This window comes from Anaerostipes butyraticus (genome assembly GCF_016586355.1).
In the GTDB taxonomy this organism is placed as follows: domain Bacteria; phylum Bacillota; class Clostridia; order Lachnospirales; family Lachnospiraceae; genus Anaerostipes; species Anaerostipes butyraticus.
Map to the genome: position 1 here is coordinate 1 of NZ_BLYI01000027.1, position 23,369 is coordinate 23,369.

Below are 23,369 nucleotides of genomic sequence, written 5' to 3' on the forward strand. Positions count from 1 at the left end.
CCTGAAGCCGTGGGTACCATTGAGGTATTCCATAAGAATATGCTCTTTTTCTTCGTAGGAATACTTATGTTTATATGCCATAATAATACTCCCTTCTAAGTGACAAGTTTTTATTATTTCACTTGTCTACCTAGAAGGGAGCATATCAAATGATTAAAAAAAATCATAGATGCGGCAGCATCTTTTTGTCATTTTTGAGCCGAAATGTCTTCTCCATTTCCACTGTTTTTAAAAAAGGCGAACTTTAATAAACCTTTCACAAAAAAAGGTTTTTTTTGAAATCTATTTTTGACCAGTCAAAATCAGCGGCTCTTTTTGAGCGGGAATAAATGCTGCCCTATCCTCCCTGACTGGATCTTATGATGTAGTTTTTTCATGTTATATCCGATCGCCAGCAGGATACTCTGAGCCGTCACATTTTCTTTCCCTCGATAGAGATATCTCCGGAATCCCATATCCTCTTTGATATCCGCAAAGCTTCCTTCTGCCTGTATGCTCCGGTTCATCCGAAGCTGTGTCCCATATTCACTGGTGATCCGTTTTAATGTCTCCTGTCGTTTCTCTTTCATCTTTTTTGAAACATACAGCACTTTCTGTCGGTCTTCCATTGGAGTCTTACAGTGATTCCCCTTGATACACTTTGTTTTGAATGGGCACCCATGACAGTTGCTACATCGATACACGGTGACTGTCCTGCGGTAGCCGCTGGCTGTTTTTTCATGCTTTTCATACTGTTTTGTCAATACCTGTCCATTTTTGCAGTGATAACAGTCCGCTCCCTCATCATACTCCATGTTTTCCATCCGTCCGATATCCTGACGATATTTCCGAGTCTTTGAGATCTCATAGTTCTGAGGTTTGATATAGGCCAGTTGGTCGTTTCCTTCCAGGAACAGATAATTCTCTTCGCTTTCATATCCTGCATCTGCTACGATCTCTTGATATTTAAATGGGAGATATGCTCCCATATCTTTTAGAAAGGGGATCAATGTCCTTGTATCTGTGGGACGGGGGCTGATATCCAGCCATGTGACGTATTCGGAATCGACTCCATGCTGGAGATTATACGCTGGTTTTAACTGTCCGTTCATCATGGCATCTTCCTTCATCCTCATAAAAGTCGCGTCAGTATCTGTCTTGGAATAGCTGTTACGCTCTCCACAGATATGGAGTTTTTGATCGTACTCTTTCAACTTCTCGATATAGGACTCCAAAGTCTCTAACGATCTCTGGAGATGTGTTTTTCTATGCCCACGTCCATGGACAAACACGATCCCTTCCTCTCGTTTGAGCCTGTACAGTTTCTTGCGCAGTCTCTTTAAGGTATGGAGAGAAACTTTTCTATGATGGACGATCCTCCATCCATAAAGTTCTTCACATTCTTTTACAAGGAGAAGGATCTTATCAAAAAGTCTTGCCTGATGTTTGGTGACAGCCTTTTTCCAGATAAAAGTATATTTGTTTGCGGCTGATTCTATCTTAGTCCCATCAATAAAGATGGTCTTCCCGGAGATCTCGCCAAGGGAATATAAGAGTTGTGACAGCTCGGCCAGTGTCTTTTTTGAGCACTGTGCGAAATGCAGGGAAAGGAACCGGGCAAAGGTTGCGTGATCCGGTACAGGTTTTCCCTCTAAGAGATACATGAAATTGATATCCCTGTGACATGCAGTTTCGATATCCCGGCTGGAATAGATCCGGTTCATGCTGGCGTAGACCATGATCTTGAACAGCTGTCTCGGAGTCGCCCGATTTTTCTTTATCTTTCCGTATGTCTGATAAAGATCGCTGAGTTCCATTCCCTCCACAAAAGCGCTCAGAAGGCGGACCGGATCATCTGCCGGGATCAAAAGTTCCACATCCAGCGGAAGTTTGATTTGATAATACAGAGAAGATAGAGTATAATCTTTCTGTAAAAGTTTATTTGGTAGCATAAATAAATTTTACATCAAGAGCCCGGTCTTGCACAGACCGGGCTCTTATTCTTTACAAAAAAAGTGCTGCCACACTAATTTTACTTAGTGCGACAGCTCCTTTCAGATATTTCCTGTTCATTTTATTCCATTAACTTCCAATTACCGGCATAATACAAGGAAAAACATTTCTGTCCTTCCTGATTCTTAATCTGCTGTCATCTTTGAGATTACCCACCGGTCATCTTTCCGGATCACGGTTGCTTCAGCTGTCCGCTCCTCCGGTTTTTGTCCATCGATCAGCTTCTTCATCTCTCCCAGAACAATGCCCATTGTGTCTCCCATAATCTTCTTCTCAAAGGCATCTTCTCCCTGCTGGGTATAAACTTTTTCCAGTTCGTCTTCATTGTCTTTGACATACTGCTGCAGCTTCTGATTGGCTGCTGCCTGCCCTGTCTCAATATCAATATCGCTGATATCCCTAAACTTAATGGAAACCGGTACTGTATAAGCATCATCCCAGTCTTCTGATTTCTCCGCTTCACCAACTTCATAAGATTCTATGCTGCTTCTGATACAGTAATCAATAAATTCCTCGGTCTGTTTCTTTGTCTTCTCACTCAGATTAAGGGCTTCAAACTGTTTCTGAAAACCAGCCTTATAATCATCAAAGTCAAACTCATTGTCAACATTCGGCGAACAATACGTTTTCGCCTTGTCAAGATCCGCATCTTTTACCGCAGCGAAATACTGATTCACCGTCTTTCTGGCGTCCTCTTCATAAGATTTTTCGCATCCTGATAAAGTCAGAACAGCGCCTAAAATCATCATTAAGATCAAACATCGTTTCATCATCCATCTCCTTTTTGTTTTGTTTTAATCCTACCTTCGCCATTATCTCATATTTTGTTGTGTGATACAATCTTTTTTTATTTTATATTACTTTAAATTCCTTCCATTTTCCGCTTCGGAATCTGAAATAAAAAACCGCTGCCCGGATTCCCCAGTCCATGCACATGGCAAACGCAATCCCGATCACTCCCATCTGACATCCGATTCCCAGCACTACAGAAAACACAAGCCTGCATCCCAGGGTAGAAATCAGGCTGACCGCCATTGTAAATCTTACATCTCCTGCCGCGCGCAGTCCGTTGGATAAAGCACCGGACAATGGATAGAAACCAGCATTAAATACATTATGGATCAAGATCAGGATCAATACCAGCCGTACCGCCTCCTCTGACAAGGCATATCCCTGAAGAACCAGAGGTGATATGAGCAAAATGCATCCATTCCATACAATGGAAGCCAAAAAGGTAATCCTCAGCAGTTTCTTCATATAATAATCGGCTGCCTCCCTGTCTCCTGCCCCCATGCATTGTCCAATTACTGTGACAAAAGCCAGACCGACTGAAGTTCCCATTAAAGCCGCAACTGACCAGAAACTTTGGGCAACGCCATTGGCTGCGATCTGTACTGTTCCAAACAAAGCCGTAATACTGCTGAGAGCTACTTTTGTCAACTGAAAAAGTCCGTTTTCAATTCCATTTGGAATGGCAATTCCCAGAATTCTTTTCAGCATGGAGCTGCTCCAGCGAAAAATATCCGGTGCTTTTAAGTATACAGGATTCTTTTTCCTGAAACAAAGGCCTGTGATTACAACCGCAGAAAAACTTCTGGCAATCAGGGACGGATAGGCGACCCCCGCAACTCCTGCATGAAGAATAAAGACTCCCACCGCATTTCCTATGATATTGATCCCGTTAGACACTGCTGAAAGATACATCGTTACATTTGTTTTTCCCATACTGCGGTACATGGCAGCCCCGGCATTGTAAACAGCAATAGCCGGATAAGAATAAGCGGAAATTTTTAAATAAGTCACGCAGGCATTCATAACCGGTCCATCTACTTCTCCAAACAAAAGGCGAAGCAGATTACGATTAAAAATTAAAACTGCCGTCATAAGAAACACAGAAAAAACCACAGAAATCATAAGAAGCTGCCCGGAAGAAAAGTTTCCGTTTTTTCGATCCCGGCATCCAATATACTGACTGATTACCACGGCCCCTCCCGCTGCCAGAGCAGAAAAAAGATAAATAAAAACCGTATTAAACATATTCACAAGTGACACTCCGGATACTGCGGCTTCACCGGCATAACTCACCATAAAAGTATCCGACACCCCTACAAAAACTTCCAGAAACTGTTCCAAAAACAAGGGTATGATCAAAACTTTTAAGTCATGATCAGAAAAAAGTTTTCTCTTCTCTTCCAGTCCTTTTCCCGGCTCAATCAGCCGCCGTATGATTTCATTCATTTCTTAACTCCCATCTCCAGTATCCGCAGAATTTCTGCCTTTTAAATCCATTTTAAGAATCCGGAGTTAAAAAGTCTAATACTTATCTTTCATATCTCATCATGCTCCGAAAGTATAAGAAATGGCAGTCTGAATCAATCCAGACTGCCATAGTATCATCTGTGAGAACTTTTTCTATTTTGCTGCTTTAAACGCTTTTCCCGCTTCATTCTGTTCTTTCATGCACTGAATGAATTTTTCTTCTGTTACATCTTTTGGACGGAACTCCCATTCTGTACTGGTTACCGCCTTCTGAGCCATTGCGTCAAATTCGCTCTCGTCAATGCCGAGATCGTCAAAGCATACCGGAAATCCCATATCATAGTTAAACTGCATGATACGGTCTCTCTGCTCCAGCTGTCCGTCATAAGTAAGCAGACAGAGAACTCCCAGCGCTACGATCTCTCCATGGAGATGTTTATGTCCTTCTGCCGTTACTGTCGCTCCATAATATACACAGTGTGCCAGAGAGGCATTATAATAGTAGTTTGGCATTTGTGTCGTCATGTTGGATACCAGTCCGGTAGAAATAATAATATCGAGTACAACCTGTTCCAGAGCATCGGTTACTTTCTTTTCCTTACAGGCTTTCAGCGCTTCTTTGCCGTAATCCACCAGCGGTTCCGTACAGATCCTGCTCAGCTGGACTCCCATCAGCGGAGTGTGAGACAGATCATCATTCTTGCTTGAGAAAACAGCTTCACATTCTTTGGATAAGGCATCCCCTATTCCTGCCCACAGCAGTTCATAAGGAGAATCCGCAATGATCTCTGAATTAATAAATGTATGTTCTGCAAGCTTTGGATAGTAGTATTCCCTGAAACTTCCATCCGGATTATAAATAACACAGATTGCCGTTACAGAAGCACAGTTGCTTCCAACCGTTGGAAATGTAAACAAAGGTTTGTCCATCTCATTTGCCACATATTTACATGTATCACAGGCTCTTCCGCCTCCGACTCCGAAAATAATATCAGCTTCCTGCACCGTTGGATTGGCAATCAGAGCATCTCCATTCTCATACGTGGAATCTCCGCCATACCAGATAAAATCAAGAATCTCAATATCGGAATCGGCAACCCCGTCCAGCAGAGCTGCTTTTGCCTTGGACATGGCCGTTTTTCCTCCGATTACAACTGCTTTCTTTCCATAATATCTTGCAAAATATCCGATTTCCTTATAACAATCCGTTCCGATCGAATAATTTGGCAGACACACATTATAATGTTTCAATTTTATTCATCCTTCTTTCTGTTTCTAATTCCTGCTGTTTATTATATCACTGCATTGTCCCAGAGTAAAGCAGACATTCTGGAACCCTTTTACCGGTAAAGATTTCCCTGAATTTCTGATTTTCTTTCCGCAAAATGTTATAATGACGAAAAGAATGAACGAAGGAGGGGTTTTTATGAAGTTTGATCCGATTCTTTTTCTTACCATTATGCTGATTCCTCTTACTATGATTGGATTTGGTTTCTACTTTTTTAAAAGAGGACCTCAGACAATCAATGGTTTTTTCGGATACCGCACGAGCAGATCCATGAAAAATCAGGATACCTGGAGATTTGCCCATAAGCACTGCGGACGGATCTGGATGATATGGGGAACCGTACTCCTGGCCGCTTCCACAGCCGCATTCCTGTATGGCAGCCTGGCGTCACATCCACTGTTTTCCATTACCGATGACCATATTTTTTTCCTGCAGGTCCTGGTTCTGATCCTTTCTATCCTTCCAACAGAAGTGGCCTTAAGAAAAAATTTTGATAAAAACGGAAACCGCCGTTATGTTACAGGAAAAAAGTTCTGATGCATTTAAGCAGTTACGGGCCGGAAGACTGCCCTCATCCGGCAGAATTATTTTATGATACGATTCATGCCATAAACCAGGCTGACTGCAGTTATGGGCGATACAGGGCAGCTGAATTCTCTCTTCCGCTGCAGCAAAAACTTTTTTGAAAACGGAGGGGTTCGGGCAATTGAAAAGCAGCAGGTAATCCAAAATGGCATTGCCCTTACCAATTATATTATAAAGAAAAAGGATAATGATCAGGTCTCTTTCTCCGGCGTCTCCTGGAAATTGCGGTTCCTTTCTGGAAAATTATATGATAAAATATCCTTTAAGGTTAAGAAAGGAGACATCCTATGACATCAGTACAATTACCACATGATCACGGGCAGGATCTCAAAAAAAAATTTGACCATATGCCGGAGACGGAAGATTTTCAAACCGTATCCGAAATATTTAAACAGTTAAGTGACAGCAGCAGAATTCGCATTTTCTGGCTTTTATGCCACTGCGAGGAATGTGTTACCAACATTTCTGCCCTGGTCGGCATGAGCAGCCCTGCCGTGTCACATCACTTAAAGCAGTTAAGAGCCAGCGGGCTGATCACAAACCGCAGAGACGGCAAAGAAGTTTATTACAAAGCGGCCGATACAAAACAGGCAGATCTGCTGCACCATATGATTGAAAAAATGGTGGAAATCACCTGCCCGGATCAGTAAACTGACACATTTTCACATAGTTCTTTTATGTGAACCAATATGAAAAAGGAACCGGTGTTAAAAATATTCCGGTTCCTTTCTTTTATTATCTCTTACGGATGAATTTCTGCGTTCTTCAGATAAAAGCCCAGTGACAGTCTGTAGCACAGATAAAAACATACAAAAATAATTCCAATGCTGATTATCTGAATTCCGAGAAGATCCGTACTCATCATTTTTGCCAGAGCATGAACAGAAAAATAAGACGATACCGCCATAACCAGAAACGGCGCCGCATAGGCAAATCTCATTTCTTTCTGAGCCGCTTTTTTCAGAGTTTTTTGCGCGATTCCCAGTTTCCTGAGAACTGCATATCTTTCTTTTTCTTCAAATGCATCATTATAAACTTTCATAAACAGAATGCTTCCGCTTGCCAGGATAAACACCATGAACATAAAGACACAGAAAGAATACATGACTTTGATCCACTCGATGTCACTGCTGTCTGGATCGATCGTAACCAGGGCAGTCTGACCGGAAGCCATCTCCTGTGTGAATGCCTTTAATTCCCCCTGTGAAGCTTTCACATTATAAATGTCCTTCAGTTTGTAATTATACACATACATTTTCTGTCCCAGAGATGAAAGTCTTTCAAATTCCTTATCATTTACAATATAATATGAACTGGCCAGTTCCTGGAGATATCCAAGATACGGTTCCGATGTCTCCGCCGTTTCCTGATAACTTTTCTTATTGATCGTCACTTTTTCCCCGGAATGATCTGTAATGATACTTAAGAGGTACAGCCTCGAAACATCAATGATCTCATTGTCTTTCGGTTCTTTCAGATCAAAATCCAGGCCCGCATCTTCTGCCAGTTTTTTTACCTGAGAATAAGCCATCAGTCCATATGTGCTGTCCTGATATCTGGTATCAAAATAAGAGCTGTCCAGATTTAATATCTGTATTTTTGTCTGATAATCAATCTTATTTTCTTTCTCAATGATCCCTGCAATCTTCCCTTCAAGGTGATCCTTAGTGCTCATAATCTGGAAAGAATACGTATTTCTGAAATGAACGATTCCGTCATATCTCTGTTTCATGGCAAAAGAAGTTGCAAGCGCTGTCACAGAACAAAGCATCAGCACGCATACAATGGCATAAGTCCGATAGTTTTTCCGAATCCGGAAAATCATATTGTTAATCCAGAGATTTCTTTCCTTCCGATAGAGAAAGTGCTTATTTCCGGCAAGTTTCTGGAAAATCAGCGGGATCAGTCCCCCAAACAGCAGATAAACTCCAATAACGACAAAAACAACCGCTGCCGTAACATTTCCCATAACTTCCATTCCGCCTTCTTTGACCGCAAGATAATAGCCGGTTCCCAGAATTCCCACACCCAGTACCGATTTTAATATCAGCACTGCAGGTTTCTGTCTTACATATTCATTCTGACGAGACGCAGACACCATATCAAGGACACTGCTCCGTACAATATTGATATATCCTTTTAAAATAAAAATAAGGTATATGATCAGGTACACAACTGCGGATGTCAGAATCGGCTGCAGGGAAATCTGGAAATGAATGACTGTGCTGATCTCGGAAATCCGCATCAAAATCATCTGGAACAGCTGAGTTGTCAAAATTCCAAATCCTATCCCAAGAATCATGGCAGCCAGTCCGGTCATCAGTGTTTCCAGCATATATAGTTTTCCGATTTTCTGATTGGTCAGCCCCATGAAAATATAAATGCCTATCTCTTTTTTTCTTCTGGATAAAAAGACATTAGTAGAATACCAGATGAAGAAAAACATAAAACATCCTAAGACAAATGTGACTGCCCGGATCATAATATCTACGTTCTCTTTATTCATTTTCCCAAGAACATCCATTGCATCGGAATACAGCAGATTCTGAAAATTAAGAAAAATCAGAATCGTAAATGCCAGTGACAAAATCAGTGACAGATAATTCCGAATGCTCTGCTTAAAATTTAAATACGCTAATTTTATCACACTCATGAAAAATCACTCCCCATTGATGCCTGCATATCTACAATCCTGTCATAAAAATCCTTCCGGCTTTTTCCACGAGTCAGCTGACATTTCATCATTCCATCATTCAGAATATAAACGTCTTTGGCATAAGAAGCGCTGAATGCATCATGGGTCACCATAAGGATCGTTGCATTTCCCTGATCATTGGCCGCACTTAAACAGTCCAGCAGATCCCGGCTGGACTTTGAATCCAGCGCTCCGGTAGGCTCATCTGCAAAAATGATTTCCGGATCCGTGATCATAGCTCTGCATGCAGAACCTCTCTGCTTCTGCCCTCCGGATAACTGATAGGGGTATTTCTTCAGATGCTGTTCCAGTCCGAACATCTCTGCCAGTTCCCTGGTCCTTCGGATACAGGTATCTGCCGGTACTCCGTTTAAAGACAGCGGCAGCGCAATATTATCCTGAAGAGTCATTGTATCCAGCAGATTATAATCCTGGAAAATAAATCCGATCTTATCTCTGCGCAGTTTGGACAGTTCCTTATTTTTCAGTTTGGAAATTTCTTTCCCATCCAGAAATACAGATCCCTGTGTCGGTTTGTCAATGGTGGAAAGAATATTCAGCAAAGTAGTCTTCCCAGATCCGCTGGGTCCCATGATCGCAATAAAATCATGCTGAAAAATCATAAGATCAATGCCCTTGAGTACTTTCGTCTGAAATCCTCTGGTCCCATAAGTTTTTGTGAGGTTTTTTATTTCGACAATTTTTTTCTCTGTCATTGTCTCATCACTCCTTTTCTAAAAGATCTGATTTCATTATAGAAAAATTTCATACAAAAATCCTTACATTCCCATTACAAAAGAATCTCCAACCTTACACTTTATGTAAGATTAGAGATGAAAAAATCTGCGGTTATCACGAAATGTAATCGTAAACCTGGTATAGCTTCCCGGCTGGCTCTCTACTTCAATCTGATGTTCCAGCCGTTTTAAAATCTGTGACACCATGTAAAGTCCCATGCCTGTGGATTTATATTGTCCATTGCGATGACTGCTTCCTGTAAACCCTTTTTCCCAGATCCTGCGCATGTCTTCCGGCAGGATCCCTTCACCATGATCTTCCACTGCCAGCCGGATGCCATCTTTCGATTCCTCAGTCCAGATACAGAGTTTTGGTGTGCTGCCGGCATATTTCACCGCATTTGCGATCAGCTGATCCAGCACATAGATCATCCATTCTTTATCTGTATATACCGTAAGATCCTCTGCTGAAATATCCAGCTCAAAGTGTTTCTGGATCAGAAAAAACTGCTGATTGCGTATAGATTCTCTGACACATTCATTGATATGAACCGGCCGGATCTGAAGATCAAAGATCTGGCTCTGAACTTTGCAGCCCGCCAGAGCAGAATTCATCAAATGTCTGATTTTTTCCAAAGGTTCCCGCATGGACTGACGGATCTGGGGATCCTGAATCCTTTCACTTACCAGCAGCGCCGATGACAGCGGGATCTTCACCTCATGACACCATCTGGTAATATAATCCTGGAGATCTCCTTGAAGCTTCACCTGTTTTTCCAGCTGATCTGCCATGATCTGAAGATCATGCCGGACAATCTCTGCATTTTCGAACTCACCCAGATCCCGGGCAATCAGTCTGTCATAACTGAGATATTCCTCTTTTTTTCTCTCCTGCTGACGGATCTGATACATCCGGCCGGTCAGATAGCAGACAAAACAAACGCCAAGCAGAAGATCTAAATAAATCAGATTCCAGGTATCTGCATTTTCCATCAAAAATACAAAATACAGATTATAGGCAGCTGCCGGAAAAATAAACAAAAGGATTTCTTTTCTAAGTTTTCTCATTGAATAAAATATCCCGTTCCTTTCCGTGTCCTGATAACTTTGCTTCCGCTTACCTGTTCTAATTTTTTCCGCAGTCTTGAGATCATCGTAGTCAGTGTCCCGTCGGAGACAAATTCATCTGTATTCCAAAGCACCATCATCAATTCATCCCTTGTCACCACACCAGGACGCATTTCGATGAGTTTCTCCATGATTTTCTGCTCCGAACGAGTCAGTTCCACTTCTTTTTCTCCATAAAATACCGTAAGTGAATTCTGATCAAACATCAGATTTTCATCGATGGATACCCGGTCCCGTACCTGATACTGATAGGTCCTCCGCAGAGAAGCCTCTATTTTAGCTTTTAACAGTTCCAGGTGAAATGGCTTTTCAATATAATCATCACCGCCCTGGGCAATTCCCATGATCTTATCTCTGTCATCATTCCGGCTGCTGATATACAAAATCGGCACATGCGAAATCTCCCGGATTTTCCGGCACCAGTGATAACCATCATAAAACGGCAGATTGATATCCATCAGTACAAGCTGAGGCCGTATTTTCTGAAAATCCCCCAGGATATCTTCAAAATTTCTGCAGCTTACCGCACGATACCCCCACCGCTCCAGAAAATCACAGATTTCTCCCGAAAGAGATCGGTCATCCTCCACGATCATAATGCAAAGAACTTCCTGCATTCCTGCCCTGCTCCTTTCCGCCTGATTCGGCATTTAAATAAATATCATTGTATCATAAAGACTTTTTCCTATCAAATCGACAGATATTCCGACAGAAAGATACAATTTTTTCTATAATTCTATGTCATATTGCTCAAAGTATAGTATAATGAGATGAAAAATGAAAAAAATTTAGGAGGATTTTATGTCAAACTTTCAATCATCACCCAAAAAAGCACGAGCTTCCGTCTTTGATCTTCAGGGAGTACCAAGTTTTGGACAGGCACTGCCTCTGGCACTTCAGCATGTCGTTGCTATGATCATTGGATGTGTCACTCCGGCAATTATTGTATCCGGAGTCGCAGGACTCAATGACACGGACCGTGTTATTCTAATTCAGGCGGCACTGTTTACTTCCGCTCTCAGCACTTTGCTGCAGCTGTTTCCATTTATACGTGTTGGAAATTTCCAGCTGGGATCTGCCCTTCCTGTCATCATGGGAATCAGTTTTGCCTATGTACCAAGCATGCAGGCTATTGCTGAAACATCAGATGTGGGAACAATCCTGGGCGCACAGATTGTCGGCGGTGTGGTCGCTATCATCGTAGGATTTACTATTAAAAAGATCCGTATTTTGTTCCCGCCTATTATTACCGGTACCGTGGTTTTTACGATTGGACTTTCTCTGTATCCTACCGCGGTGAACTATATGGCAGGCGGAACTTCCAATCCAGATTACGGTTCATGGAAGAACTGGGTTGCCGCTTTATTCACTCTGATCGTAGTGACAGGCCTCAATCATTTTGCTAAAGGCTTTTTAAAACTGGCTTCCATCCTGGTAGGAATCATTGCAGGCTATATTTTTGCTTCCTTCCTGGGACTGGTCGATTTGTCCGGCATTGCTTCTGCCGGCATTCTGCAGTTCCCTCAGCCAATGCATTTCGGGGTAAAATTTGACCCATCTGCCTGCATTGCCATTGGACTGCTGTTTGCGATCAACTCCATCCAGGCCATCGGTGACTTTTCCGCAACAACCGTCGGAAGTATGGACCGCCAGCCGGAAGATCAGGAATTACAGGGCGGTATTGTAATGTACGGAGTATCCAATATTTTATGCGCCCTCCTTGGTGGGCTTCCTACCGCTACTTACAGCCAGAATGTAGGTATCGTTACAACAACAAAAGTCATCAATCGGTGTGTCCTTGGACTGGCAGCCATCATTTTAATGATCGCCGGCATTATTCCGAAATTTTCCGGTCTCCTGACAACCATTCCACAGTGTGTCTTAGGAGGAGCTACGATTTCCGTATTCGCTTCCATCGCCATGACTGGAATCAAGCTGATCACCCAGCAGAAAATGACATTCCGCACCACATCCATTGTCGGTCTTGCCGTTGCTCTGGGTATGGGAATCACACAGGCGCCGGATGCATTATCTTCTTTCCCATCCTGGGTTATGATGATCTTCGGAAAATCACCGGTTGTCATCGCGACAATTACCGCAATTCTTTTAAATGTCATACTTCCAAAAGAGGAAGAATAGAATAAAAAAGCTCCGGGACGCCAGAAAAAAAGTTCCCAGAGCTTTTTTTGTTCTACACTTTAGAAGCCTTCAGCCCCCTCTCTGCAAGTTTTTTTGATCCATGGGAGGCTCTTTTCCTCCCGTATGCCTGAAAAAAACCAAAAAAGATCAGATGCATTTTCACACATCTGATCTCAATCACAATTTTAAATTTATCTCCATATTTGAAAAAGAGCCTTTTTAAGACTTAGAAAAAGAGTCCCTGAACAGTCCGCAGAACTCCGGCCAGCACCATGACCACAATGGGATTTGTCTTCTTTTTTAACATCAGAAACAGACAGATCGCAAAAATCACTGCCATGGAACCATCAATTCCATTGAGAGATACCGCCTGCCCTTCTCCCCAGAAAGCAGATACAATGATCGTCAGTCCGGCTGACGCAATCAGCGCGATCACCGCCGGCCGGAGAGTATTTAATACTTTCTGAAGCATGTCCATATGCCGGTATTTCATATAAAAATATGCGATGATCGTCACGATCACACATGACGGGAAAACACACCCTATGGTTGCTGCCGCGGCCCCAAGAGGTCCTGCAATGCGAAGGCCTACAAACGTTGCCGCATTGATGGCAATGGGGCCTGGCGTCATCTGTGAGATTGTAACCAGGTCTGAAAATTCTTTGATCGTCAGCCAGTGATGCAGGTCAATCACTTGATGCTGGATCAGCGGCATTGCCGCGTATCCTCCGCCGAAACTGAACAATCCAATCTGAAAAAAGCTCAGAAATAACGTCAAATAAGTCATATCTGCCCTCGTCCTTTCTCCCATAATGCTTTCCCAATTCCATAAACAATACAGAACAGAAATATATATACTGCATTGATTCCAAAAAAGACATTCGCTAAAAACGCTCCCGCCATTATCACTGCCAGATCTACCTGACAATGACTGTGAAACAGATTCTGGATCATCTCAATGACTACTGCCGCAATGACAGCTCCGACACCTGCCTGCATTCCTTCCAGCATAAGCGCAATGATCTTATTTTGCCGAAATGCCTGATAAAAAACAGATACCAGCGCTATAATAAAAAACGGCGGCAGCACAGCACCGGTCACACTGACCAGCACCCCCGGAATTCCTGCCAGCTTATATCCGGCAACAATCGCCCCGTTTACCGCAATCGGTCCTGGCGCTGACTGGGCAATGGCTGTCAGATCAAACATTTCCTCTTCATCAATCCAGTGATATTCATCTACAAACTTTTTCTGCATCAGCGTAATAATGACATATCCTCCGCCAAAAGTAAATGCACTCAGATAAAAGGTTGCCGCAAACAGCTGAATCAGCAGTTTCCGGTCCTTTGGACGTGATATTTCTTTTTTCTTCATGGTTTCTCCAAATCCCCTTCATAATCCTAAGAATTTCTTCATCAAAATTTAGAAACTGTTTAGAATTGTTTAGATTCTTTCTATTGAATCATCGTCTTCCAATCAGTATACTAAAGACATAGTTTTTCATATATATTTTTTAATCCTCTCTTTTCATTAGCAGCCGCTTTCCAGCGGCTGCATTTTTATTGTCATTATAATACCTGTATTCTGTATGCTGCAGTCTGCGGCGGTATGCTGCTGGTTTGAAAATCAGCGTACTGCACTCTTACAAACTGCCCCCTCCTTAAATTCCATAAATGAATCTGCATTCCTCTCCGGCTCAAGATCCTGGTCTCTTTGGAAATTGTAAATTTGATCTGCCGTGATGGCTGACCAGGTACTCCTGTATAAAGAATATGATTCCTGACATCCACCATCAGGATTCTTGTCTCTGTTGTACGATACTTTTTCTCTTTTAAGATACGGATCTTGCAGACGGCTGTCTGCGGCGGAAGGCTCCTCGTCATCTCGGAAGACGCTATTGCGTCAATTCTCATGCCTTCCTTCAAATCTTTCAAAGACTTTTTCTTCCCGGATTCATCCTGTACCTCTGTATTTTCCCCCGCAGCCAAAGTCACTGTCGTTACAAACTTCAGACCAAACTCACCTGAGGTTTTATACGTAACTGTCACAAAAGACTCCTGTTCTCCTTGCCGGATCTCATCTATCACTCCATTTTTTATGCGAATGCAGCTGTCCGCGTTTTTACTGGAATTATGGTCACAACAACTCATAGCTTCCCCGCTTTCATTTTTTATTATACTATTCAGCAAAGCTAAGAAGTGACGATACAAAGCTTTTTTCTATTTTATCACAAGAAGAAATCTGATAACAAGCATGCTGATGTAAAATATGACCTTGAAATCTCAAATAGAAAAACAAAAAACCCGGTTCCTCTTGGAACCAGGTTTTCCCCTCTTACTTTTCCGCCTTATTATATTACTCTAAAAATGATGGTTTAGAATTCTGTATTTCCTGCATTTCTTCATCAATCGACAGTAATTTTTCCTTATAATATGGGCAGGACGTTTTACAGTAATCATGCTGGGTCTGCATCACCCTCTTACATTCAACATATGGAAGATCAAAACCTTTCGGTATATTGGCAAGTTCCCCACATGTAATCATCGTAAGTTCTTCTCTTCTATTTTTTAAATCCATCCATCTGTTTTTCAGAGCTCGTTCTGTTTTATTCTGATATTCTGCCATAACCTTTTCAGCTCCTCCTTGTGTACCACTTTATTATAACGTATACAAACGAAAAGGTAATTTGATTATCAAAAAGAAATTATTAATTTTTTATTAACATTTCTGATAATTTTATTTTACTCGATATTTTTTCAGTTTTTTCTTCTCATATCCTATAATAGTGTGCCATTTTCAGCAGAGCTGATCCTATCTTCTTCTGTAATTTCTCTCACTACCCTGCATGGATTTCCTACAGCGATCACATTAGCCGGGATATCTTTGTTCACAAGACTTTTGGCTCCGATCACGCTTCCTTCTCCGATCGTTACTCCCGGAAGAATGGTGACATCCGCTCCAATCCAGACATTATCTCCCACCGTAATCGGCTGGGCAAGCTCCAGTCCCTGATTTCTCTCTTCCACATTCAGCGGATGATTGGCGGTATACATTCCGCAGTTAGGTCCGATAAAGCAATGTTTCCCTATGGTGACCGGCGCTCCGTCCATCAGATAAGCATTGTGATTGATAAACGTCCCTTCTCCAATGCGGCAGTTATATCCGTAATCCGTGTAAAATGGAGGAAGAATGTCGACATTTTCCTCCCGGTTTGGAAGCAGCTCTTTCAGAAGTTCTTCCTTTTTCTTTGCATCCTTCGGACTGGCCTGGTTAAATTGAAAGTAAAGCGTCTCCGCCTCTTTTCTCTCCTTTAATAAATCCTGATCAAAATTGGCATCGTACCATAATCCGGCTTCCATCTTTTCACGTTCCGTCATTTTCCAAACTCCTTTTTCATTATTATTGATCAGACAAATGTCTCATCTGATATATCCTGTCTATTATACGAAATAAAACAGACAAGAACAACTGATTTCATATGCAATTCCATGATATTTAATATTCTGGCTGGCAGCTTCCTGTTTTTTCGCTTAATATCAAATTTAAAATTTTATTTTTGCAAAAAAATGCTTCTTTAAAATCTGCAATTCTCCCATTCATGTTTTGTATCACCGATATAATTTCATGATTCTGCTCCATCTTTATCCTTCCTCTCTTCTGTTTCTTCTGTACTTTTGTCCTAAATACTGAGAAAATCTTTTATGAAACCTCTCCTTTTTGGATCTCGAAATATTCAGCATTGTAGAATCTTCCAGCTGAATGGAATTATTTTTCAGACCAACAACCGCCTGAAAATTTACAATATAACTATTGTGGGCATACTCAAAATGCTGGTTTTTTAATTCCTCGTATATTACTTTCAATTTCCGATTGCAGATAAATTCCTCTGATTTTTATGTTTGTTTTGAGAATGTATGAATATTTGAACCATGTTTTCTGTTGGAAATATATAGAATGTCTCTGACCGGAACTTTATCCATCCTTCCGTCACTGCAGACAATAAGAAACGTTTCTTTTTTGTTTTCTATCATTTTCTCAAGAATAAGCCGAATTTCATATGTCAGTTTTTCTCTGGAATATGACTTCATTAAATAACGAAACGGATGAACATCGAAGAATTCGGGTTTTAGCATTTGAATGCCGCTGCAGAACACCAGAATTCCATCCTGATCAGATTCTCTGTATTTTAAAACCACAGCCATACCGTCAACCTTCTCCATTTTCATATCCAAAACCAAAAGATCAAAAGATGAAGCCGGATTTTCCAGAAATTCTTCTCCCGAATAAAATTTATAAATTATATTATCCTGCGGTTTTTCTGACACCTGACAAATGATTTGTTCCAGAAAATCCACATATTTTTTGTCATCATCGCAAATTGCTATTTTGTACATAAGTCCTCCCTGTTGTGAATCATATAATTACTATCTTTTTGTACAGAATATCATAATTTTACCAAAAGAAAAACTCCTCCGATCATCGGGGAGTTTTCAAATGCCATATTGTACTGCATATTTTATAAATTCCAAACCCTGTGAGCCCGCCAAGACAGTTCAGCAGAATATCATCAATATCTGCAATCCTTAAGCCGATTCCCAGAAATCTCTCCACCGTCTGGAAGATTTCAATGCAAAAAGAAACACAGAAACAAACAAGAATAATATAATAAACCGTTGTTTTTTTCTCTCTTAACAGCGGAATCAGAAATCCAAATAGCAGAAACAGCAATACATTTCCCAATAAATTTTTTACTGCAATGGAAACATAGAACGAATCCATTTGAATCGATGAATGGTACTCCTCAATGAAATGGAACGGTCTGATGTTTATATCAATAGAATCCCATGTCGGATGGTAACCGATTCTTATATATATCGGGAGTAAGGTGACTCCTATCACTCCGAAAACAAATTCAGCAAAAATAAATTGAATCCATTCTTTTTTGCGATTGCAGTTTCCCTTCTTCTTAATAGAAAAAATTCTGCTTCCCAGATAGATCAGGGTCATAAAACCAATAAAACATAGCTGCTGCATTTCTATACTCCTTACCTCATAAACTACATTCTTTATACATGAATTTTTTTCTTCTTTCTATGAAATGTCCAAAACAGCATATAATTCGTCCATAATCACCACAGAAAAAAACGGCCATGTCCGAAAGCATGACCGCCAGACTATGCAAACCAATATAAATAAAACTTTCCGTCATTTTCCCGGCACAATCCCTTTCATTTTCGGAAAGAAGCTTTGCAGCATCTGGTCACCGAAGTAATGATCTAATACATAATCAATGCGGCTGTCTGCTTCTTTTCCCAGCTGTCTTGTATGCATACGGAACAATGCAATGCCGGTAATCAGCTGAGTCAAAAGAATAAACATCAAAAATATCTTTAAAATCCATTGTGTCACTGTTTTTTCCGGCTTCTCACATTTTTGATCTATGACCGGACAGATTTTTCTTACCCAGATAATCCCAAATACGCCCCACATGAAGCAAAATGGAAGATTTACAAATCTTCCGATATGCAGAGGCATAGCAGAATAATCCCAGAAGGTTACTTCCAGTACGTATTCTCCCAGATATCCGCATAAAAATTCAAATCCCGCACTCAGACACGCACATTTTAAAAATATGTAAAGGCCATGATTCCACCGGTTTTTCATCGTGGCAAGATAAAGGATCACTCCTCCCAGTCCCCAAACCCAGCTAATTGGAAAAAATAAATCACTGGTCCTGCTGCTGAAATGCCGAAAGTCAATCCAGCACCAGATCGTTTCAATCACAAAACCTAAAGTTCCGCAAATGATATAAATCCAGAACAGTTTGTAAAATGTGTTTGCGTCCGCTCCTCTTTTTGTATTTTCTTTTCTGATCGTCAGAGCCTTTTCCATAAGCCTATTCCTTTCAGTCTTTTCTTTTGTGATCTATTTCCATCTATTTACAGTATGCTGTAAATTCCCGAAGTACTGCCTGGCTGTGCTGATCCGATAAATATGAAAACTCCGGATGCCACTGCACGCCCCATACAAATGGTTTATCAGGAACATATACTGCTTCGATTAATCCATCCTCCGAAACGGCCATAGAACACAGTCCCGTCCCCAGTTTCCTGACCGCCTGATGATGATAACTGTTGACTGCCAGCTTCCTGACTTTCAGCAGTTCATACAGAAGAGTATCTTCGATGATTTCTACCTGATGAGACGGTACATCGTAAGGCGGCTTCTGATGATGAATCACATCAGATGGATGCTCTTTGTCAAGGTCCTGATACAGCGTTCCGCCCATCAAAGCATTGAGCAGCTGAATTCCCCGGCAGATTCCAAGGATCGGCTTGTCCATTTCCATCGCATCCCAAAACAGGACTTTTTCCATCTCATCTCTTTCCGGGCAGCATTCTCCGCACCATTTCTTTTCTTCCTGTCCATAGACAGACGGTGACACATCATGGCCGCCGGTAAATAAAAATCCATCCATCATCTCTGCCATCTGACGGATCTCATTCCTGTCACCGGTAAGCGGCATCATCATCGGCAGTCCTCCTGCCTGACGAATTCCCTCCATGTATCCCGGAAGCATCCAGTAACTTCCTTTTTCTACGTCTATCAGGGGCACAACCCCGATCACAGGTCTTTTCATACTTGTCCTCCTCGTCAGTCAATCTCTTTGCTGCAAAAATGAGGCAAGAAAATTCATTTGAACGTTCTTGCCTTTTCTGACTTATTATAATATATTTTACCGGTAAGATTCAACTTAAAATGTCTATTCCCTTTGTTTCAGTACCTCTTCCGGCGTTATTTTCTTCAATTTTCCCATAACCAGAGCCTGTATGATCAGATAACAAATGATTACTCCCATATATACCGCAAAATATAACTGCCATTCCCACTCAAAATCCAGTCCACAGGCTATATTAGCAACAAAAGAAGGATACATCTGATCCATGATCCATTTTGCCAGAGGAACCATGAAAACGGCTCCGGCGCCCGTCACCGTAAAACAGCCGTTTAAATACAGCCGTTTCAGTTCTCTGTCGCGGTATCCAAACAATCTCATAAGAGAAAGACTGTGGCTGGCACGGTCAATCATTACCTTCACCATCTGATACAACACAATCAGAAAAATCAGAATTCCGCATCCTGTCATAGTGAAAAACATCGGCATCATAAGATCCATAAAGACAGCTCCGGTTTTTATTACATCTTTTTTCTCTGTGATTGTGTAAATCTGTCCGGCTTTCAAATCCAGGGAATGATCGGAATACAGCACATTATAGTCCTCCGGTCCGCGGCCGCAGACTGCCCGCATACCGTCAATATCCATAAAACAGGTCAGACCTGAATTATAAGAAACAATTTCCACAACTGTGAAAGAATGATTTTCCCCATCCGCCTTATCTTTCAATGTCAGTGTATCGCCTTTTTCCAGGTGAAATTTCTGGGCCACAGAAGAAGAAACACTGATTTCATCTTTTCCATGACTTTTTACTGCAGGGAAAAACGGATTGTTTTTTTTAAGCCCAATGACCGTCAGATTCAGTTCGTAACCCATATTTTCTTTGGAAAATGTTTCTGCATATGCCGGTTCACTGCCTTTGGGAATCGTATCCGGCGTCTGCTTCAGCTGATACATATATTCATATTTCGTGTCTTTCATGGTGCTGCGCCTGATCTTCTTGCAAAGCACATAACAATTCAGTCCCAGATCCAGAACCAGAAGCGAAATCAGCATTCCTGCCAGGATAGCAAGACAGCTTCTTTTTTCTCTCAGAATCCGCCGGATTTGAAAATTTCTCACAAAAGAGCGGGTTCTTAAGTGAACATATGAAACCTTTTCTTTCATGCCGCCCCGGATCAGAGAAAGCGCCGTCTCACCCAGCCGTCTCCGGATCACCAGCCAGTTGACTGCATAAGCGGTTACCGCAGGAACAGCTGTCCCATAAAGAATCAATGCCGGACGACAGCAAATCTCGATTTCCGGGATGGAATAATAATTGTAGGTTTCTCCTCCCAGGAAGGAAAGAGCCAGCGGCGAATATCCCAGAATGGTCCCGATAATACCTCCTGTGAAACAAATAAGAACCGGCAGCATGGTATATTGGGTCAGCAGTTCCTTTCGCTTGACCCCCATAGCGTACAGAGTTCCAATAACAGAACTCTCTTTATCAATTGAATGTACGACAAAAACAGAAATCACAAATGCCAGCATCATCAGAACGATAACTCCGGCAGCCAGTCCTGCCCGGATATTGATCTGGACATCTCCATTGGCTGGTTTGATCCTCGGATTATTTTCTGCTGTTTCAAACCGAAGCAGCCGGCCGGATAAATATTCTCTCACTTCATCCGCATCTGCATCTTTGCCCAGATGGTACGCATAGGTAAGATCCTCACTCTGCCGGACGGCTCCGCTTTTCTTCAGATTCTCATAAGCTTCCGGTGTCACGAAAGCTGTGCCGAAGATATCTCCATCTGCGGCAGCATCCGATGGATTCTGCACACACAATTCATAATCTCCTGTAGTTCCAATTCCGCAGATTGTAAAAGTCTTATCTGCCAGTGTTATTGTATCTCCCGGATTCAGATGATGAGCCGCCGCATAAATCCGCTCCACTGCAATTTCATCTTCTTGTTTCGCCTCCCTTCCCTGGGAAATATGAATTTTATTGATAGATCTACGATTCTTCATAACCCGTATTACAGAATTGTCTTTCTGTTTCAGATCCAAAGAAAACACAGCCTCCACTGTAACGCCCATTTTCTCAATGTTTTGAATGGCTTCTTTCCCCAGAGGCACAGCCAGTGTAAATTCACCATCTTCCAGATGGTCCTCTTCTGCTGTCTGATTTATCGTTTGAATCGTGCTCTGTGCAGAACTTACGATTCCTACAACGAGAAACATTGACAGAATCACCAGCATCCAAAGTGCAAAGTACCGGAGAAAGTTTTTCTTTAATTCCCGGAACGTGCGTTTCCAAAAGATCTTGCCCATGATAATCCCTCCTCTATAAACACAGCGAAGCCGCTGAAGCCGGATGTTCACATGTTTCTGTCTTTGATATCATCCCATCTTTCAAATAAATAATCTTATGTGCCATTTTCCGGATTTCCTCATTATGCGTTACTATAAAAATGGTCGTTTTGTACTGTTGATTGATCTGTTCCAGCAATATCAGAAGTTCCCCTGCTGTTTTGGAATCCAATGCTCCGGTCGGCTCATCGCACAGCAGAAGTTTTGGATTCTTTACCAGCGCCCGGGCCAGGGAACACCTCTGCTGCTGACCTCCAGACAGCTGAGCCGGAAATTTATCTCTATGTTTTGATAACCCCAGAACCCTGAGTAATTCTTCCAGATCCAGCGAATCCTCTGTCAGATAACGGCATACTTCTATATTCTCCTGTACAGTGAGATCCTGCACCAGATTATAAAACTGGAAAACAAAACCAAGGAAATCCCTTCGGTAATCAGAAAGCTTCTCTTCCGGCATTTTTGTGATCTCCTGTCCGCCAATCTGGATTTGTCCACTGTCAGCGGTCTCCAGGGCGCCGATCAAATGAAGCAGTGTGGATTTCCCGGAACCAGAAGCTCCCAGGATCACACAAATCTTTCCTTCTTCCAGTTCCATGGAAACACGAGAAAGAACCTGATTTCTATTTTCCTTCGTTCCGTAACTTTTTGAAATATCCGTGATTTTAATATACATTGTTCCCTCCTTTTAAATAACATTGTTATTTGATTGTTATTTAAAAAGGACCTTTCGGTCCCTTTTTATCATTTTTGATGATATATTTTTAACGAATTTCCATCCTGTACCAGAGCATAGAGTCCTCCTCTCAGAAAACGAACCATGTTTCTTACCTGAATCTCCGCCTGCTTTTCTTCCATTTCATGTTCAATCAGATAAAAAATCATATCCATCTGCAGATGAGAAAACCAGTGAATCATATCTTCCGAAAAAGCTTCTTCCGGATTCTCCTGTTCTCCTGCTCCTAACAATTTCGCAAGATGTTTTCCCTGCTCATCCAGCAGTTCGATCAAATCGTCAAAAAATCTGCTGACCGCCGGATGCTCTCTGTGATGAAATAAAATTGAACAGACATCCTGATGCCGAAAATAATAGTGAAGAATCTCCATCACAGCCTGAATATCATTCTTCTCACCCTGGGCATCCAGAAGTTCCCGTCCGGTTGACGCTCTCTCTCCCTTAAAATGCGTTTCGATTACATGAAAGATCTGCTCCATTACCGGCGCAACCACGCTCTCAAACAGATCATTTTTGTTCGCAAAAGAAGAGTAAAGCGCACCCGTAGTCACCTCTGCTCTGGAACAGATCCGGCGCAGAGAAGATTTCTCAAATCCATATTCAGCAAACTCTTCTGTGGCAGCTTTAATCAGTGCTGCTCTTGTTTCTTCCGGCACATTGCCTGTCTTTCTTGACATCTCTTTCATCTCCATTGCAGTTTTAAATAACGTTGTTATTTATTCTACAGCAAATCCGACTCTGTGTCAATTTCCCTATTGATTTATTTTATCATTATTGGGCAG

Annotated in this window: 26 protein-coding genes; 4 read left to right on the forward strand and 22 right to left on the reverse strand. The window is 41.8% G+C overall.

Features of this window, described 5'->3' with window-relative positions; translation table 11 throughout:
• Nucleotides 1-302: 302 nt before the first annotated feature.
• The 4 genes from JMF81_RS05375 to JMF81_RS05390 form a co-directional block, all read right to left on the reverse strand.
• On the reverse strand, nt 303-1,931 hold the full coding sequence (locus JMF81_RS05375; protein ID WP_201310426.1) for an IS1182 family transposase: 1,629 nt from the start codon (nt 1,929-1,931) through the stop codon (nt 303-305).
• 186 nt (nt 1,932-2,117) lie between these two features.
• Complete coding sequence (locus tag JMF81_RS05380) at nt 2,118-2,765, reverse strand: hypothetical protein (protein WP_201310427.1); 648 nt, start codon at nt 2,763-2,765, stop codon at nt 2,118-2,120.
• 79 nt (nt 2,766-2,844) lie between these two features.
• A complete protein-coding gene (locus tag JMF81_RS05385; protein WP_243282547.1) occupies nt 2,845-4,230 on the reverse strand; it encodes an MATE family efflux transporter in 1,386 nt (461 codons plus the stop codon).
• A gap of 174 nt (nt 4,231-4,404) precedes the next feature.
• Nucleotides 4,405-5,502 (reverse strand): iron-containing alcohol dehydrogenase family protein, encoded by a 1,098-nt coding sequence (locus JMF81_RS05390; protein ID WP_201310428.1) that lies wholly within the window; start codon nt 5,500-5,502, stop codon nt 4,405-4,407.
• 175 nt (nt 5,503-5,677) lie between these two features.
• On the opposite strand from JMF81_RS05390, the gene JMF81_RS05395 reads away from it, so the two are divergent.
• From JMF81_RS05395 to JMF81_RS05405, 3 genes are all read left to right on the forward strand, one after another.
• On the forward strand, nt 5,678-6,076 hold the full coding sequence (locus JMF81_RS05395; RefSeq protein WP_201310429.1) for an SdpI family protein: 399 nt from the start codon (nt 5,678-5,680) through the stop codon (nt 6,074-6,076).
• Complete coding sequence (locus JMF81_RS05400) at nt 6,076-6,225, forward strand: hypothetical protein (RefSeq protein WP_201310430.1); 150 nt, start codon at nt 6,076-6,078, stop codon at nt 6,223-6,225. Before JMF81_RS05395 ends, JMF81_RS05400 begins: the two co-directional genes overlap by 1 nt.
• 186 nt (nt 6,226-6,411) lie before the next feature.
• The gene (locus JMF81_RS05405; RefSeq protein ID WP_201310431.1) at nt 6,412-6,774 is read left to right on the forward strand and encodes an ArsR/SmtB family transcription factor; all 363 of its coding nucleotides are present in this window, start codon (nt 6,412-6,414) and stop codon (nt 6,772-6,774) included.
• 92 nt (nt 6,775-6,866) lie between these two features.
• Here the strand turns inward: JMF81_RS05405 and JMF81_RS05410 are convergent, their stop codons facing one another.
• The 4 genes from JMF81_RS05410 to JMF81_RS05425 all read right to left on the reverse strand — a co-directional run bounded on the left by JMF81_RS05410 (nt 6,867) and on the right by JMF81_RS05425 (nt 11,301).
• Entirely contained in the window at nt 6,867-8,777 is a 1,911-nt protein-coding gene (locus JMF81_RS05410) for an FtsX-like permease family protein (RefSeq protein ID WP_201310432.1), read from the reverse strand.
• Complete coding sequence (locus tag JMF81_RS05415; RefSeq protein WP_201310433.1) at nt 8,774-9,535, reverse strand: ABC transporter ATP-binding protein; 762 nt, start codon at nt 9,533-9,535, stop codon at nt 8,774-8,776. Before JMF81_RS05415 ends, JMF81_RS05410 begins: the two co-directional genes overlap by 4 nt.
• 111 nt (nt 9,536-9,646) lie before the next feature.
• Nucleotides 9,647-10,624 (reverse strand): sensor histidine kinase, encoded by a 978-nt coding sequence (locus JMF81_RS05420; protein WP_201310434.1) that lies wholly within the window; start codon nt 10,622-10,624, stop codon nt 9,647-9,649.
• A complete protein-coding gene (locus JMF81_RS05425) occupies nt 10,621-11,301 on the reverse strand; it encodes a response regulator transcription factor (RefSeq protein ID WP_201310435.1) in 681 nt (226 codons plus the stop codon). The genes JMF81_RS05420 and JMF81_RS05425 overlap by 4 nt, the downstream gene beginning before the upstream one ends.
• A 184-nt stretch (nt 11,302-11,485) precedes the next feature.
• On the opposite strand from JMF81_RS05425, the gene JMF81_RS05430 reads away from it, so the two are divergent.
• The gene (locus JMF81_RS05430; protein ID WP_201310436.1) at nt 11,486-12,823 is read left to right on the forward strand and encodes a uracil-xanthine permease family protein; all 1,338 of its coding nucleotides are present in this window, start codon (nt 11,486-11,488) and stop codon (nt 12,821-12,823) included.
• A gap of 226 nt (nt 12,824-13,049) precedes the next feature.
• On the opposite strand, the gene JMF81_RS05435 is transcribed toward JMF81_RS05430, so the two are convergent.
• The 14 genes from JMF81_RS05435 to JMF81_RS05500 form a co-directional block, all read right to left on the reverse strand.
• Nucleotides 13,050-13,610 (reverse strand): chromate transporter, encoded by a 561-nt coding sequence (locus tag JMF81_RS05435; RefSeq protein ID WP_201310437.1) that lies wholly within the window; start codon nt 13,608-13,610, stop codon nt 13,050-13,052.
• Nucleotides 13,607-14,197: a chromate transporter gene (locus JMF81_RS05440; protein WP_201310438.1), complete on the reverse strand. Its 591-nt coding sequence runs from the start codon at nt 14,195-14,197 to the stop codon at nt 13,607-13,609. Before JMF81_RS05440 ends, JMF81_RS05435 begins: the two co-directional genes overlap by 4 nt.
• A 194-nt stretch (nt 14,198-14,391) precedes the next feature.
• Nucleotides 14,392-14,973 carry a hypothetical protein gene (locus tag JMF81_RS05445; protein ID WP_201310439.1) on the reverse strand — a complete coding sequence of 194 codons (582 nt, stop codon included), beginning with the start codon at nt 14,971-14,973 and terminating at the stop codon, nt 14,392-14,394.
• 205 nt (nt 14,974-15,178) lie between these two features.
• Nucleotides 15,179-15,448 carry a hypothetical protein gene (locus JMF81_RS05450; RefSeq protein ID WP_201310440.1) on the reverse strand — a complete coding sequence of 90 codons (270 nt, stop codon included), beginning with the start codon at nt 15,446-15,448 and terminating at the stop codon, nt 15,179-15,181.
• Nucleotides 15,449-15,600: 152 nt separating this feature from the next.
• Nucleotides 15,601-16,200, reverse strand: coding sequence for a sugar O-acetyltransferase (locus JMF81_RS05455; protein WP_201310441.1), 600 nt, complete (start codon nt 16,198-16,200; stop codon nt 15,601-15,603).
• 118 nt (nt 16,201-16,318) lie between these two features.
• Nucleotides 16,319-16,462, reverse strand: coding sequence for a hypothetical protein (locus JMF81_RS05460; RefSeq protein ID WP_201310442.1), 144 nt, complete (start codon nt 16,460-16,462; stop codon nt 16,319-16,321).
• 2 nt (nt 16,463-16,464) lie between these two features.
• Entirely contained in the window at nt 16,465-16,701 is a 237-nt protein-coding gene (locus JMF81_RS16890; RefSeq protein ID WP_378171626.1) for a LytTR family transcriptional regulator DNA-binding domain-containing protein, read from the reverse strand.
• A 15-nt stretch (nt 16,702-16,716) separates the two neighbouring features.
• The gene (locus JMF81_RS05470) at nt 16,717-17,217 is read right to left on the reverse strand and encodes a LytR/AlgR family response regulator transcription factor (RefSeq protein WP_201310444.1); all 501 of its coding nucleotides are present in this window, start codon (nt 17,215-17,217) and stop codon (nt 16,717-16,719) included.
• Between the two features lie 82 nt (nt 17,218-17,299).
• A complete protein-coding gene (locus JMF81_RS05475; RefSeq protein WP_201310445.1) occupies nt 17,300-17,857 on the reverse strand; it encodes a VanZ family protein in 558 nt (185 codons plus the stop codon).
• Nucleotides 17,858-18,028: 171 nt separating this feature from the next.
• A complete protein-coding gene (locus tag JMF81_RS05480; protein WP_201310446.1) occupies nt 18,029-18,715 on the reverse strand; it encodes a putative ABC transporter permease in 687 nt (228 codons plus the stop codon).
• A 43-nt stretch (nt 18,716-18,758) separates the two neighbouring features.
• Nucleotides 18,759-19,463 (reverse strand): gamma-glutamyl-gamma-aminobutyrate hydrolase family protein, encoded by a 705-nt coding sequence (locus JMF81_RS05485; RefSeq protein WP_201310447.1) that lies wholly within the window; start codon nt 19,461-19,463, stop codon nt 18,759-18,761.
• A 123-nt stretch (nt 19,464-19,586) separates the two neighbouring features.
• On the reverse strand, nt 19,587-21,815 hold the full coding sequence (locus JMF81_RS05490) for an ABC transporter permease (RefSeq protein WP_201310448.1): 2,229 nt from the start codon (nt 21,813-21,815) through the stop codon (nt 19,587-19,589).
• A gap of 13 nt (nt 21,816-21,828) precedes the next feature.
• A complete protein-coding gene (locus JMF81_RS05495; RefSeq protein WP_201310449.1) occupies nt 21,829-22,527 on the reverse strand; it encodes an ABC transporter ATP-binding protein in 699 nt (232 codons plus the stop codon).
• 68 nt (nt 22,528-22,595) lie between these two features.
• Nucleotides 22,596-23,264, reverse strand: coding sequence for a TetR/AcrR family transcriptional regulator (locus JMF81_RS05500; protein WP_201310450.1), 669 nt, complete (start codon nt 23,262-23,264; stop codon nt 22,596-22,598).
• Nucleotides 23,265-23,369 lie beyond the last annotated feature (105 nt).